The organism is Rhizobium sp. GW821-FHT14E12 (assembly GCF_058803745.1).
Genome location: NZ_JBXAPH010000001.1, coordinates 1500237 through 1513672 on the forward strand (window position 1 = coordinate 1500237; position 13436 = coordinate 1513672).

The 13436-nt window shown below is 61.4% G+C and carries 13 protein-coding genes; 8 read left to right on the forward strand and 5 right to left on the reverse strand.

The features are described from left to right. The first annotated feature begins 16 nt into the window (after positions 1-16). The 3 genes from cysE to AC1RO0_RS07390 all read left to right on the forward strand — a co-directional run bounded on the left by cysE (position 17) and on the right by AC1RO0_RS07390 (position 4327). Positions 17-832 (forward strand): serine O-acetyltransferase, encoded by an 816-nt coding sequence (gene cysE / locus AC1RO0_RS07380; protein WP_498592208.1) that lies wholly within the window; start codon positions 17-19, stop codon positions 830-832. Between the two features lie 463 nt (positions 833-1295). Then, positions 1296-2924 carry a phospholipase C gene (locus AC1RO0_RS07385; RefSeq protein WP_498592209.1) on the forward strand — a complete coding sequence of 543 codons (1629 nt, stop codon included), beginning with the start codon at positions 1296-1298 and terminating at the stop codon, positions 2922-2924. Between the two features lie 20 nt (positions 2925-2944). Next, entirely contained in the window at positions 2945-4327 is a 1383-nt protein-coding gene (locus tag AC1RO0_RS07390) for a cytochrome-c peroxidase (protein WP_498592210.1), read from the forward strand. Positions 4328-4367: 40 nt separating this feature from the next. On the opposite strand, the gene AC1RO0_RS07395 is transcribed toward AC1RO0_RS07390, so the two are convergent. After that, on the reverse strand, positions 4368-4958 hold the full coding sequence (locus tag AC1RO0_RS07395) for a GNAT family N-acetyltransferase (RefSeq protein WP_498592211.1): 591 nt from the start codon (positions 4956-4958) through the stop codon (positions 4368-4370). 168 nt (positions 4959-5126) lie between these two features. Next, positions 5127-6260: an ornithine/lysine decarboxylase gene (gene odc2, locus AC1RO0_RS07400; protein WP_153364614.1), complete on the reverse strand. Its 1134-nt coding sequence runs from the start codon at positions 6258-6260 to the stop codon at positions 5127-5129. Positions 6261-6791: 531 nt separating this feature from the next. On the opposite strand from odc2, the gene AC1RO0_RS07405 reads away from it, so the two are divergent. The 5 genes from AC1RO0_RS07405 (at position 6792) to AC1RO0_RS07425 (ending at position 11546) form a co-directional block, all read left to right on the forward strand. Next, positions 6792-7685, forward strand: a complete 894-nt coding sequence (locus tag AC1RO0_RS07405; protein WP_498592212.1) for a LysR family transcriptional regulator — start codon at positions 6792-6794, stop codon at positions 7683-7685. Positions 7686-7874: 189 nt separating this feature from the next. Then, positions 7875-8222 (forward strand): YciI family protein, encoded by a 348-nt coding sequence (locus tag AC1RO0_RS07410; protein WP_498592213.1) that lies wholly within the window; start codon positions 7875-7877, stop codon positions 8220-8222. 4 nt (positions 8223-8226) lie between these two features. Further along, positions 8227-9486, forward strand: a complete 1260-nt coding sequence (locus AC1RO0_RS07415; protein WP_498592214.1) for an RNA polymerase sigma factor — start codon at positions 8227-8229, stop codon at positions 9484-9486. Between the two features lie 282 nt (positions 9487-9768). Then, positions 9769-10449: a DUF1007 family protein gene (locus AC1RO0_RS07420; RefSeq protein WP_498592215.1), complete on the forward strand. Its 681-nt coding sequence runs from the start codon at positions 9769-9771 to the stop codon at positions 10447-10449. Beyond that, positions 10443-11546 carry a nickel/cobalt transporter gene (locus tag AC1RO0_RS07425; RefSeq protein ID WP_498592216.1) on the forward strand — a complete coding sequence of 368 codons (1104 nt, stop codon included), beginning with the start codon at positions 10443-10445 and terminating at the stop codon, positions 11544-11546. Before AC1RO0_RS07420 ends, AC1RO0_RS07425 begins: the two co-directional genes overlap by 7 nt. Positions 11547-11550: 4 nt before the next feature. Here the strand turns inward: AC1RO0_RS07425 and AC1RO0_RS07430 are convergent, their stop codons facing one another. The 3 genes from AC1RO0_RS07430 to AC1RO0_RS07440 form a co-directional block, all read right to left on the reverse strand. Then, a complete protein-coding gene (locus AC1RO0_RS07430; protein ID WP_498592217.1) occupies positions 11551-11793 on the reverse strand; it encodes a hypothetical protein in 243 nt (80 codons plus the stop codon). A gap of 66 nt (positions 11794-11859) precedes the next feature. Then, positions 11860-12567, reverse strand: a complete 708-nt coding sequence (locus AC1RO0_RS07435) for a tellurite resistance TerB family protein (protein ID WP_498592218.1) — start codon at positions 12565-12567, stop codon at positions 11860-11862. 130 nt (positions 12568-12697) lie between these two features. Beyond that, the gene (locus AC1RO0_RS07440) at positions 12698-13336 is read right to left on the reverse strand and encodes a 2-dehydro-3-deoxy-phosphogluconate aldolase (RefSeq protein WP_498592219.1); all 639 of its coding nucleotides are present in this window, start codon (positions 13334-13336) and stop codon (positions 12698-12700) included. Between the last annotated feature and the right edge of the window lie 100 nt (positions 13337-13436).

Genomic DNA, 13436 nt, shown 5'->3' on the forward strand with positions numbered 1-13436 from the left:
CGAGAAAGACAGGACTATGTCCCAGACAGGTACGGCAATTGCCGGACATTCCACTGCCGCACCGGGCAGCGTCTGGGATGTGATCCGCCATGAGGCCATCGATCTGGCCGGCCGCGAACCGACACTGAAGCCGCTGCTCGCAACGCAGATCATCGCCACCCAGTCGGATGCCGAAAGCCTCGCCAATGTCCTGGTCGCCAGACTTTCCGTCGCCAAGATCGAAACCGGCGATCTGTTCGCGCTGTTTCATGATGTGCTGACGCGCCACTCCGAGATCCTGCCGGCGACAGAGGCCGACCTCGTTGCCGTCCGCACCCGCGATCCCGCCTGCACGACCTATCTGCATGCGCTGCTCAATCTCAAGGGCTTCCACGCCTTGCAGACCCATCGCATCGCCCATGCGCTCTGGACGGAAGGCCGGCCGGAAATCGCCAGCTGGTTGTCCAACCTCGCTTCGCTGGTCTTCGGGCCGGACATCCATCCGGCGGCAAAGATCGGCTCGTCCATCATGCTCGACCACGGTTCCGGCATCGTCATCGGCGAGACCGCCGTCATCGAGGATGAAGTCTCGATCCTGCAGAACGTCACGCTCGGCGGCACCGGCAAGGAAACCGGTGACCGTCATCCGAAGATCCGCCATGGCGTGATGATCGGCGCCGGCGCAAAGATCCTCGGCAATATCGAAGTCGGCGCCTTCAGCAAGGTCGCGGCCGGCAGCGTCGTTGTGAAACCCGTGCCACCCCACTGCACCGTCGCCGGCGTCCCGGCCGTGGTCGTCCGCATCCACCCCGCCGACGAGATCCCGGCCGAGACGATGGATCAGAATATCTAACTTTCAGTCGATGGAGTACTGTGGCCACCTCATCCTTCGAGGCTCCGCCCCCTTCGACAGGCTCGGGGCGCTGCGCACCTCAGGATGAGGTGGAGTGAGCTCGTCGTAACACCAAGCAGAGACCGAACGAGCGAGCCCTTGCTGCGGCTGGGCACCAAAGGTTAGCCCTCACCCTGAGGTGGGAGCAAAACGACCCTCGAAGGGCGGGGCAGCTGGAGAGCGCCAATGTCACCCGTGACATAAGGTAGCAGGTCAATCCTGCCAATTTCACCGGCACACGACACCCTTTTTCATCCCAGTAAAATCAATCACTTGGCCGCATCCCTCATGGGCGACACCACCCTATCTGAGACACACCGTCACGGAACTGTCATGTACGCTTGATAGCCCGGCATGGCTCCCTCTGCCCCGGCGCGGCGCAACCAAGCGCCAGGGCAATGCCCCCACTCGAGAGGATATCACCATGACCCGTCTTTCGCGTCGCGCCGCCCTTGCTGCCGGCAGCGCGCTTACCCTTGTTTCGCTCTGTTCCACCGCGGGCGCCGCTGACACGGCACCGCCAACGAATACCGCCACGCCGATCAAGCATCTGGTCGTCATCTTCCAGGAAAATGTCTCCTTCGACCATTATTTCGCGACCTACCCCAAGGCCGCAAACGTCGCCGGAGAGCCGGAATTCAAGGCCACCGACAACACGCCGGCCGATATCAACACGCTCGCCAATGCCGGTCTCATCGACAATAATCCGAACAAGACCAATGCAGCCAATGGCGCCGACGCCGCTGCCCCCTTCCGCCTCGACCGCACGCAGGCGGCCACGCAGTCGCAGAACCACGGCTATACCGCCGAACAGGCGGCCTACAACAACTTCGCAATGGATCTTTTCCCCGCCAATACCGGCAAGGGCACCAAGGGTGCGGCCGGCGCATTCGGCACCAAGGGCCAAGTCATGGGCTATTATGACGGCAACACCGTCACCGCCATGTGGAACTATGCCCAGCACTATGCGCTGAACGACAATTCCTTCTCCACCAATTTCGGCCCGTCGACCCCCGGCGCGCTGAACCTGATCTCCGGCCAGACCAATGGCGTCATCCTGCCGCCCGGCTACACGCTGGAGAAGGACGGCACCTATTCCAAGGGCCGCATCGTGCCCGACGGCAATGGTGGCTGGACGGCCATCAGCGACTTCGACCCGACTGGCGACGTCTGTTCCGTCGGCCAGACCGCTTTGATGTATGGCAAGAACATCGGCGACATGCTGAACCAACACCAGATCACCTGGGGCCTCTTCGAAGGCGGCTTCGACCTGACCCAGACCAACGCTGACGGTACCACCGGCTGCAAGCGCGCTACGACCTCGACCGTCACCCGGGTCAGCTACGGCGACTACATTCCGCATCACCAGCCATTTCAGTACTATGCCTCGACGGCCAACCCGACGCATGCACGTCCGTCCTCGGTCGCCGCGATCGGCACCACCGACGCCGCCAATCATCAGTATGATGTGACCGACTTCTATGCCGCTCTGAAAAACGGCAGCATGCCGACCGTCAATTTCCTAAAGGCGCCCGCCTATCAGGACGGCCATGCCGGCTATTCTGATCCGCTCGACGAGCAGGAGTTCGTGACGCAGGTGGTCAACACCGTCCAGAACTCGCCGGACTGGAAGGACACCGCGATTATCCTCCTCTACGACGACTCGGACGGCTGGTATGATCACGCACACGCGGTCGTCAATCCGTCGAAACTCGGCATCAAGGGCTATGACGTGCTGAGCGGCGACAGCTGCTCGACCGGTACGCCGCTGCCGGGCCTTAGCGGCCAGCCGGCCCAAGGCCGCTGTGGCTACGGCACGCGCCAGCCGCTGCTGGTCATCTCGCCCTACGCCAAGTCCAACTTCGTCGACCATACGCTGACCGACCAGACCTCCGTCATGCGCTTCATCGAGGATAACTGGATGGGCGGCGCACGCCTCGGCGGCGGCTCGTTCGATGCCATCTCCGGCTCGCTGAACGCCATGTTCGACTGGTCGAAGGGCGATACGCCAAAGCTGATCCTCGACACGAAGACCGGCAACAGCGCGTCCTAAGCGAAGAAAGGAGACGGACGATGTCTCTGAAATCCAATCGCCGTCTCCTGCCGCTCATCGCACTCGCGGGCGTCTCGCTCGCGGGGGCGAGCATCGGCATGGCGAACCAGCCAGCCCCCGATGCCTCCTCGACCACGAATACCTATGAGGAGACGGCGCCACTGAGCGCCGTTGCCCAGCTCGGCAAGAAACTGTTCTACGATCCCTCGCTGTCCGGCGGCGGACAGATGTCCTGTTCCACCTGTCACGATCCGAACAATCACTATGCGCCGGCCAATGAGCTTTCCGTGCAGCTTGGCGGGGCACATCTCGACCAGCCGGGCATCCGCACCGTGCCAAGCCTCGCCTACAAGATGTCGACGCCCTCCTTCTCGATCGGTGAAAGTGCCGCCGACGAGGCGGCGGAAGCGGCCCCCATGACCGAGGCGTCCGGCGTGGCGCTCGCCAATACACCGGCAGTCGTTGCCGGGCCGCTGACCGCGCAAGCCGTCGTCAAGGCCGATGCCGCCGCCGCAAACCTGGTGCCGCAAGGCGGGATGTTCTGGGATGGCCGCGTCGATTCGCTGGAGGAGCAGGCGCTGCAACCGATGATCTCGCCCTTCGAAATGGCCAATGCCGACGTAGCCACCGTCTATGCGAAGCTGAAGCAGGGCTATGGCAAGGACATCGCCGCCCTCTTCGGCAACAACGTCCTCAACGATCGGGACATGGCGATTGCCGAAGTCGGCTTCGCGCTTGCCCGCTACCAAATCGAAGAGCCCTCCTTCCATCCCTATACCAGCAAGTACGACTATTATCTGCGCGGCAAGGCGACGCTCTCAGATGCGGAACAGCGCGGGCTGAAGCTGTTCGACGACGCCAACAAGGGCAATTGCGCCTCCTGCCATCTCGACAAGACGATGGGCGACGGGCAGATGCCGAACTTCACCGATTTCGAATTCGAGGCGCTGGGCGCGCCGCGCAATCCGGATATTCCGGCCAATGCCGATCCGCATTATTACGATACCGGCATCTGCGGCCCGCTGCGCAACGACACCTATTCCGCCCAGCCGCAGAATTGCGGGCTGTTCAAGACGCCAACACTGCGCAATGTCGCCAGCCGCCGCGTCTTCTTCCACAATGGCGTCTACCGCTCGCTGGAGGATGTCACCCGCTTTTACGTCAAGCGCGACACCAATCCGGAAGAGATCTACCCGAAGGATACCAGCGGACAAGTGCGGAAATTCAACGATTTACCGCAGCAATATCAGGCGAATATCGATGTCATCGACGCGCCGATGAACCGCAAGCGCGGTGATGCCCCGGCCTTGAACGACGCCGAGATCGCGGACGTCGTGGCGTTTCTGAAGACGCTGACGGATGGATATGATCCGGCAAAGGATGGGGTGAAGGCGGCAAAGTGAGATCGTGCCCTCGCCCCATCGGGGCGAAGGCAAATCAGCCTCAAGCGGCCTTTGCGACCGGCGGCTGGGCCAGTTTGCGGCCGCTGGCAATGATCATGCCGGCAGCGCCGGCAAGCCAGCCTTCCTTCAGCTCGAGCGCCAGGAAGCGGTCGCGCTGGAACGGCCCCGGCATGACGAGATGACGGGCCCTTTCGGCGAAGAAGCCGAAACGCTCGTAGTAAGGTGCATCGCCGACCAGCAGGATGGCGCCATGACCGCGCTTCTTGGCTTCGAGAATAGCCGCACGCATCAGCGCCGAGCCGATGCCCTTGCCTTCATGGGCGGCATCGACAGCCAGCGGGCCGAGCAGCAATGCTTCGACCGGACGGGTTTCGCGATCAACGCCTGCTTCGACGTTCCACAGACGAACCGTGCCGATGACATGGCCGGTGCGGTCGCGGGCGACAAGCGCCAGACCCTCGGCCGGAACGCGGCCGCGGCGGATCTTTTCGGACGACTTCTTGCGGCGGTCAGCACCCATGGCCTGATCGAGCAGATTTTCGCGAGCGACGACATCGCCTGCGTTTTCCAGGTCGAGCGTGAAAGTAGACGGCGCAAAGAATGCGCGGACAGAATCAAGAACAGCGGCCATCTCGGCCTCCCGTGCCCAATACCGTTATCAGCGGCGGTGACAAATAATTGTGAAGGTGCCGCCCCGGCTGATTACGGGGTCGGCGAAGTCGGACCTCAGCCTGAGCTGAGATTTTTCTTTGGCATGATCTTATCCGAAAACCGCTGCGCACTTTTCGGGATGCATGCCTTAGATGATGTAGGACTTCAGCGGGTCGAACCCGTTGAAGGCTACAGCCGAATAGGTCGTCGTATAGGCGCCGGTACCTTCGATCAGGACCTCGTCGCCAATGGTGAGCGTCACCGGCAGCGGATAGAGGTTCTTTTCATACAGCACGTCAGCCGAATCGCAGGTCGGGCCGGCGATAATGCAAGGTTCCATCTCGTCGCCGTCGCGCTCGGTGCGGATCGGGTAACGGATCGCCTCGTCCATGGTTTCAGCCAGACCGCCGAACTTGCCGATGTCGAGGAAAACCCAGCGAGCATCGTCATTGTCCGACTTCTTGGAAATCAGGACGACTTCCGCCTTGATCACACCGGCATTGCCGACCATGCCGCGGCCCGGCTCGATGATCGTGTGCGGGATCTGGTTGCCGAAATGGGCGCGCAGAGACGCAAAGATCGCCTTGCCATAGGCTTCAGCGGACGGAACGTCGCGCAGGTACTTGGTCGGGAAACCGCCGCCCATGTTGACCATCTGCAGGTGGATGCCCTGCTTGGCCAGCGAGACGAAGACGCGCTTGGCATCGGCAAGAGCAGCGTCCCAGGCATCGACCTTGGTCATCTGCGAGCCGACGTGGAAAGACACGCCGTAGGATTCCAGGCCCAGCTGATGGGCATAGACGAGAACGTCGACGGCCATCTGCGGAACGCAGCCGAACTTGCGCGACAGCGGCCATTCGGCGCCTTCGCCATCCGTCAGCACGCGGCAGAACACGCGAGCGCCGGGAGCGGCACGGGAGATCTTCTCGACTTCTTCGTGGCTGTCGACGGCGAAGAGGCTGATGCCGAGTGCATGTGCACGGGCGACATCGCGCTCCTTCTTGATCGTGTTGCCAAAGGAGATGCGGGCAGGCGTCGCACCGGCGTCGAGCGCCATTTCGATTTCAGCGACGGACGCGCAATCGAAGTTGGAGCCGAGGCTTGCGAGCAGGCGCAGCACTTCCGGAGCCGGGTTGGCCTTGACGGCATAATAGATGGCGCTGTCCGGCATGGCGTGACGGAAGGCACGGAAATTGTCGCGGACGACGTCGAGGTCAACCACAAGGCAGGGACCGTCAGGACGTCGGGTAGCGAGAAAGTCGCGGATACGTTGCGTGGTCATGTCAATTCCCTTCTCAATTCCAATAGCTCCGGGAAAGACCCAGAGGACAAAGGGCAACGCTCATTCGCTAGGTACCAGCCGGTGGAGACCCCGGAACCGTGCAAACGCGCGAAGCGCAGATGATGAACCAGTGCCACGAAAGCGGCGCTAATTCGGCTTTGTCTGCCATGGATTGGAGGGAATATCCCAACCGCACTTCCGGCAATGAAGGTGTGCCTCTTCAGTAACCCCGGCTGATGGAAAGCCGGGAGAGAACAAAAAGGCCCGCACCGTCGTTGCTTTAGATGTCCTCGCATTTTTCGGTTGGCCGAAATAGCGACTGGAGGGGTTAGTTCCAGGTACCTTACCGATTTTCTCACCACATCGAGGATCGGCGGACACCCACGGGCACGTGCGACTTTGGGCTGAGGGGGAGATAAGAATATTCGCCGTCATAATCAAGAATTTTTTTCGTTGGCGGCCTAAAAAAATAATTGAACAAGTCAGCGCGTTTTGTTCAACATCTTGCAACAGTTAACGGGAGGCATCGCCATGGACACTTTGACCCGGATTCGCGCCTTCATCGACGTGGTCGAAGCGGAAGGGTTTTCGGCCGCCGCCCGCAAGACCGGCCGCTCCAAGGCGCTGCTGTCCAAATATGTCCGGGAACTGGAAGACGATCTCGGCGCGCTGCTGCTCAACCGCACCACGCGGCAATTCTCGATGACCGAGGCGGGTCATACCTATTATCGCACCGCATCCGACATCTTGAAGGAAATCGACAATCTTGCCGACCTGGTGCGCGAGAACAACCAGCAGCTCAAGGGCCGGCTGCGCGTCTCCGTGCCGCGCACCTTCGTCGATGCCGATGTCGGGCAGTCGCTGATCGACTTCGCCAAGGAAAATCCCGACCTCTCGCTGGAGATCGCCGCCGACGACCGCTTCGTCGATCTAATCGAAGAGGGCTTCGATGTCGCCGTACGTGTCACCAAGCTCGAGGATTCCGGCATGATCGCCCGCAAGATCTCGGATTTCCGCGTTCATCTCTGCGCGACCCAGGAATTTCTCGACCGCTATCCGGCGCTGGAGCATCCGAGCGATCTTGCGCATGTGCCTTTCATCATCGACACCAACACCCGCTCGCAAGGCACGATGCGCTTCGTCGATGCCGACAGCACCACCTTCAATGTCGCGATCAGCGGCACGCTCGAAGTCAACAGCCCGCATGCGACGCTGCGTGCGGCGCTCGCCGGCCTCGGCATCGCCATTGTCCCGGATTTCATCGGCCGCAGGGCGATCGAGAGCGGGCAATTATTGACACTGTTCAACGATTATCTTCCGACCGACCGCGGCATCTACGCCGTCTATCCGCACCGCCGCTATCTCCCAGCCAAGGTGCGCATCTTCGTCGACTACCTCCATAACTGGTTCCGCAAGCACGGCTGAGCGCTCCAGCTATCAAAACCAGCGAGGCTTGCGGCTGATTGCCCATGTCCCGCATGGCCATTGGAGGAAATGTGTCCAACTCTGTCTCGGTTGAAATTTCTCCCCGCACCCTGTCAAAATCGCACCGGTTCAAACGTCACTGCTGCAGCGGGCATTAAAGCTCCGCGTAACGCGAGAAAGGAACGCGTCATGCAATATATGCTGTTGGTGTATTGGAACGAAGCCGAACACAAGAATGCTAAAAAAGAACAGAAGGCCGAGACGTTTGCGGCCTACGCGGCCTACACGGAAGTGTTGAAAAAGGCAGGAGCGTTCCTGGCAGGCAGTGGATTGCAGGATTCCTCGATGGCAACCGTGGTGCGTGCGCCGGATGGCAAGCCCTCGGTTCTCAACGGCCCCTATATCGAGAGCAAGGAGCAGTTGGGCGGCTATTATCTCATCGAGGCGGCTGATCTCGACAGCGCCGTCGTCTGGGCGGCCCGGTGTCCGGGCGCTCAGCATGACACGGTAGAGGTTCGTCCTCTCATGGTCTATTGATGCCATGTCGCGAGAGGACGACCAGCCTGCGGTCAAAGCTGCCGAGGCGGTTGCGCGCCGAAGCTACGGCAAACTGGTCGCCATTCTCGCGGCGCGCACGCGCGATGTGGCCGGCGCCGAAGACGCCTTGTCGGAGGCCTTTGCCTCCGCTCTGGCCGATTGGCCAGTCAAAGGCGCACCCCTAAGTCCCGAAGCTTGGCTGCTTGCCGTTGCGCGACGCAAGATGATCGATGCCATCAGGCGCGGACGGGTCAGCGCCGACGCCTCCGAACATCTTCGGCTCATGACTGAGGAGTTGGAGGCAACCGCGAGCCAGGCGCCAGAAATTCCGGACGAACGCCTTGCTTTGATATTCGCTTGCGCGCACCCGGCAATAGAGCCTGGAATCAGGGCGCCGCTGATCCTGCAGACGATCCTCGGGTTTGACGCTCAGACGATCGGTTCCGCCTTCCTGGTTTCGCCGGCGGCAATGGGTCAACGACTGGCGCGGGCCAAAAACAGGATTCGACACACCAAGATTCCTTTGCGCGTGCCTGACAGGGCAGACATGCGCGCGCGCCTGGCGGCAGTCCTGGAGGCGATTTACGCGGCCTATACGGAAGGCTGGAGTGATCCTTTCGGCACCGATGCGAGCCTGCGCAACCTGGCTGAGGAGGCGATTTGGCTTGGCCGGCTGATTGTCGCGCTCTTGCCAAAGGAGGCCGAAGCGCTCGGCCTGCTTGCGCTGATGCTCTATTCACATGCGCGGCTTGGCGCCCGGCGCAGCTCGGCCGGCGAATTCGTACCGCTGGCCGATCAGGATCCTGCTCTATGGAACGAAGGGTTGATCGACGAAGCTGAGGGACTGCTCATTCGCGCCAGTACGTTCGACGCCTTTGACCGCTATCAATTGGAAGCGGCGATCCAATCGGCTCATGTCGCACGACGCCGAACAGGCACGACTGATTGGCCGGCGATCGAGCGCCTCTACGATGGCCTTTGCGCAATGACCGGCTCGCCAGTGGCGGCAATTAATCGCGCGATCGCCGTGGCGCAGACACACGGTCCCGCCGCAGGGCTGGCGGCGCTGCCGGCGCTGGACCCCGGCAGCCGCCTCATCGAGTATCAACCCTATTGGGCGGCGCGAGCCGAACTTCATACGAGAGCAGGGGAAATGGCGAAAGCACGCGAGGCCTATGACCAAGCGATTGCGCTGGAAATAGACCCTGCCGTCCGCCATTTCTTGCAAAAGCGGCGGGCGGAAAGCCTGGCGCCCCCTTACTAAGCTCGGTGTTCGCTTTAGGCCGACACCACTCCCCCAGAGGACGCGTCAGGCAAAAGACAGTTCGTGACAAAACAAACTTGCTTTGAGTTACCCCAATTCTTACCCACTCGTCAGGTTAGCGAAGCGTTGGCGCATTTGTTTTTCGCAAAATGGATCAGTTCTTCTTGGCACGTATTGCGAGATCAAATACTTGAGTGATTCGCCTTGACCTGGTTTTGATACTAGGTCCGCCGGGCGGTCCCAATTCCGTCTCATTTCCTGACCAGAAGTTGAAGTGAATCAATGCTCACGAAGCACATCGGACGCATGAGAAAATCCATCCTCGTCAAAGTCACCCTCCTGTCCGGAGGCCTGTTGCTCGCGCCCGTCGCGGCGTCGGCACATCCGCATATTTTCGTCGAGGCGCGTCTGGAAGTGCTGGCGGGCAAGGACGGCAATGTGCAGGAGCTGCGCAATGTCTGGCGCTTCGACGCGGTGTTCTCTTCCTCGGTGCTGATGGATTTCGACAAAAACACCAATCTGAAGCTCGATCCGGACGAACTCAAGGAAGTCGGCAAGACAGTGCGCGATTCACTGGCCGACTACGATTATTACACAAACCTGTCGCTCAACGGCAAACCCGTCAAGGTCAACAAGCCCGACATCATCAATGTCGACTATCAGGATGGGCAGCTCCTGATGTTCTTCGCCGTCAAGCCGTCCGAGCCGATGCCGCTGAAGGGCAACAAGCTCAGCTTCGGCATTTACGACCCGACACTCTACACCTCGATCGACTTCCCCACGGACAATGAACTGGTGACGGAGGGTGATGCCTTCAAAGCCTGCAAACAGCAGGTCGTGCGCCCCAATCCCGACGAAGTCATCGCCGAGAACAAGACGACCCTGACGGACGCCTTCTTCAACGATCCGACGGGAACGACGATGTCGAAACTCTTTGCAACGCGGATAGACGTCCAATGCTGATATCGCGGATATGGAGGCTGGTTCCGGCTGTAGCGTTCGCCTTTCTGGCGGCGGCGAGCCTTGCCCATGCCACCGGTTCTCCGCTCGGCATTGGCACGGCAGAGCCCAGCTTCCAGCCTATGGGCGGACCGCTGGCGCCCATCTTTCTCTATGTGAACTACGAGCAGCAGGCCTTCTACCGGGCGCTCACCAAATCGATCGAGGCGATGCGCGAGGATCCCTGGCAGCTCTGGACGCTGATCGGCCTCTCCTTCGCCTACGGCATCTTTCACGCCGCCGGCCCCGGCCATGGCAAGGCGGTCATCTCCTCCTATATGGTCGCCAATGAGATCGAGCTGAAGCGCGGTATCGTCATCTCGTTCATCTCGGCCCTCATCCAGGGCCTGGTTGCCGTCCTCGTCGTTGCTGTAGCTTATTTCGTCCTGCGCGGCTCGGGCATCACCATGACCATGGCCACCAACGCGATGGAGATCACCAGCTTCGTCATGGTGATCCTGTTCGGCGGCTGGCTGCTGTTCCGCAAGCTGCGCTCGATGTATCAGAGCCGCCCACAGCGCCAGGAGGTGCAGCTCGCGACGTCGGCAGGCCCGATCAGCATGTCGCTCTTCGCGGACGAACCGGGATCTGCCAAAAAGCTCTCCCGTCTCAGCGCCGCGCCGCAAACGGCCAGCCAGTATCAATGCTACGATCCCGCGCATGATCTGGACAACGGCATGGTCTGCGAGACCTGCGGCCATTCGCACCTGCCCGATCCGAAAATGCTGTCGAACGAGAAATTCAGCGTCCGCGAGGCTTGGTCGGCAATCATCACCGTCGGCCTGCGCCCCTGCTCCGGCGCGCTGCTGGTCATGACCTTCTCGATGCTGAATGGACTTTATCTCGGCGGACTTTTGTCCGTCCTTGCCATGTCGATCGGCACGGCGCTGACCGTCTCGCTGCTCGCCATCATCGCTGTCTTCGCCAAGGGCGCGGCGGTACATTTCACCGGGCGTGGTTCGAAGCTCTCGGCATGGGTCGGCAATGGCATAGAGATTTGCGGGGCGCTGCTGGTAATCTGCACCGGCGTCGTGCTGCTCGGCGCCTCGCTGCAAACCTGATCGATTACAGGTCCCGGCGCCGCTGGTAGCGGGCTCTCAGCCAGAAGACCAGGAAAAAGGCCAGGATGACGAGGACGCCGAAGCCGGTGCCGAGCCAGGGCGAGATATCGCCGAGCCGAACGATGACTTCCGGCATGAAGTACAAGAGCGCCATGGCGACCAGCAGGATGATGGCGGCGGCGATGGCCGGTGAGCGGGTTTCGCTGTTCTTATCCGTCAAGATGACCAATCCCTCGCGCATCGCCATTTATTGTCCGGCGAAGGCTTAGGCCAGCCGCCTGTGAAAGGCAACCGGCCCATCCTACGCAAACGATCAGATTTTGGCGGCCCCAACGGTCGCATCAATATGATCGACCAGAGCATCGGCAAGCCCGAGCCGGCCCGCCAGCTGATCGAGATAACCGCGCTCGGCGCGCGAATCCGGCTCGATCGCCAGGCGTGATGCGGCATAAAGCTGCACGCGCTGCTCCTCGGTCTGAGCCGATCCGACGATGGCGTCGAGATCGACGGGGTTGGCAAGCTCGCGCTCGAAAAACGCTTCCGCTTCCGAGCCGACACCCGCCTGCTGCACCTTGCCGAGGATCTGCTGCCGCTCCGCGTCGTCGATATGCCCGTCGGCGCGCGCAGCGGCGATCATGGCGCGAACCAGGGAGAGAGCAAAATCATTGCTGGTGACCGCCGGCGCGGTGCTGAAGCCGGAATTGGACGGCGGTGGCAGGAATTGCGGCTCTGCCTGCTGGGCGGGCTGCGGTGCCGGTTGCGGCGTATTGCCGGACTGATAATTCTTATAGGCTTGATAGCCGAGCCCAGCGATGGCGGCGAGCCCCCCGAGCACCAGCGTATTGCCGGCAACCTGGCGTCCGGTCTTGGTTCCGAGCAGCACGCCGGCGATGGCGCTGGTCGCCATTGGATTGTCTCTGGCGAGATTGATGGCCTGCGTCGCCTTGTCTTTCACGCTTCCTTGCAGTCCTGGTACCTGCGTCCCCAGAAATTGGTCCAAAAGCTTGCGGGCGTCGATCATATGGGTGGTCCTCCGTCCTTGTGATGGCCAGAGTGAGATAGGAATTGCTGCCGCAAATACAAATCCGCCACATGCAAAAAGGGCGCGCATGGAGCCCATGCACGCCCTTCGAGCAAAGTTTTTACGAAGTTCAGCCCTTCAGCGCAGCCGCCTCGGCAGCGAGCTTGGTGATCCCGGCCCAATCACCGGCGGCGACCAGCTCCTTCGGCGCAACCCAGGAGCCGCCGACGCAGATGACATTCGGCAGCGACAGGTAATCAAGGGCATTCTTCAGCGAAATGCCGCCGGTCGGGCAGAACAGCGTACCGGCGAGCGGCGAGGACAAAGCCTTCAGATAGGCGGCGCCGCCGGCCTGTTCGGCCGGGAAGAACTTCAGAACCTTATAGCCCTCTTCGCGCAGCGCCATGACCTCGCTCGCGGTCGCCGCACCCGGCAGCAACGGCACGTCGGAGGTGCGGGCAACATCCAGCAGCTCCTGCGTCGTGCCGGGGCTGACGATGAACTTGGAACCGGCCTCGATGGCGGCGTCCCACTGGGCAACATTCAGGATCGTGCCAGCGCCAACCTCGGCGCCTTCGACCTCTTCTGCGACGGCGCGGATGGCATCGAGCGCGCCGGCTGTGCGCAGCGTGATCTCGATGGCCTTCAGGCCGCCGGCGACAAGCGCGCGGGCGAGCGGCACCGCCGACTTCGCATCCTCAACGACGAGGACGGGAACGACGGGCTGCAGTTTCAGGATGGAAAGAAGCTTTTCGGTTTTCTCGCCCATGGTCGGCGCGCTCCCTTAAAACGATTGAAATCGGGTCCTCGAATAGCCTTCCCGAGGGGCCTTGTCGAGACAAAAGCTAAGTTTGGATGCAACGGGTAGG

What these genes read in the sequence shown, in the direction of transcription:
- AC1RO0_RS07405 (WP_498592212.1), top strand. Translation starts at nt 6,792, where the DNA reads ATGGACACTTTGACCCGGATTCGCGCCTTCATCGACGTGGTCGAAGCG.
- AC1RO0_RS07390 (WP_498592210.1), top strand. Translation starts at nt 2,945, where the DNA reads ATGTCTCTGAAATCCAATCGCCGTCTCCTGCCGCTCATCGCACTCGCG.
- AC1RO0_RS07385 (WP_498592209.1), top strand. Translation starts at nt 1,296, where the DNA reads ATGACCCGTCTTTCGCGTCGCGCCGCCCTTGCTGCCGGCAGCGCGCTT.
- AC1RO0_RS07425 (WP_498592216.1), top strand. Translation starts at nt 10,443, where the DNA reads ATGCTGATATCGCGGATATGGAGGCTGGTTCCGGCTGTAGCGTTCGCC.
- AC1RO0_RS07420 (WP_498592215.1), top strand. Translation starts at nt 9,769, where the DNA reads ATGCTCACGAAGCACATCGGACGCATGAGAAAATCCATCCTCGTCAAA.
- AC1RO0_RS07440 (WP_498592219.1), bottom strand. Translation starts at nt 13,336, where the DNA reads ATGGGCGAGAAAACCGAAAAGCTTCTTTCCATCCTGAAACTGCAGCCC.
- odc2 (WP_153364614.1), bottom strand. Translation starts at nt 6,260, where the DNA reads ATGACCACGCAACGTATCCGCGACTTTCTCGCTACCCGACGTCCTGAC.
- AC1RO0_RS07395 (WP_498592211.1), bottom strand. Translation starts at nt 4,958, where the DNA reads ATGGCCGCTGTTCTTGATTCTGTCCGCGCATTCTTTGCGCCGTCTACT.
- AC1RO0_RS07430 (WP_498592217.1), bottom strand. Translation starts at nt 11,793, where the DNA reads ATGGCGATGCGCGAGGGATTGGTCATCTTGACGGATAAGAACAGCGAA.
- AC1RO0_RS07410 (WP_498592213.1), top strand. Translation starts at nt 7,875, where the DNA reads ATGCAATATATGCTGTTGGTGTATTGGAACGAAGCCGAACACAAGAAT.
- cysE (WP_498592208.1), top strand. Translation starts at nt 17, where the DNA reads ATGTCCCAGACAGGTACGGCAATTGCCGGACATTCCACTGCCGCACCG.
- AC1RO0_RS07415 (WP_498592214.1), top strand. Translation starts at nt 8,227, where the DNA reads ATGTCGCGAGAGGACGACCAGCCTGCGGTCAAAGCTGCCGAGGCGGTT.
- AC1RO0_RS07435 (WP_498592218.1), bottom strand. Translation starts at nt 12,567, where the DNA reads ATGATCGACGCCCGCAAGCTTTTGGACCAATTTCTGGGGACGCAGGTA.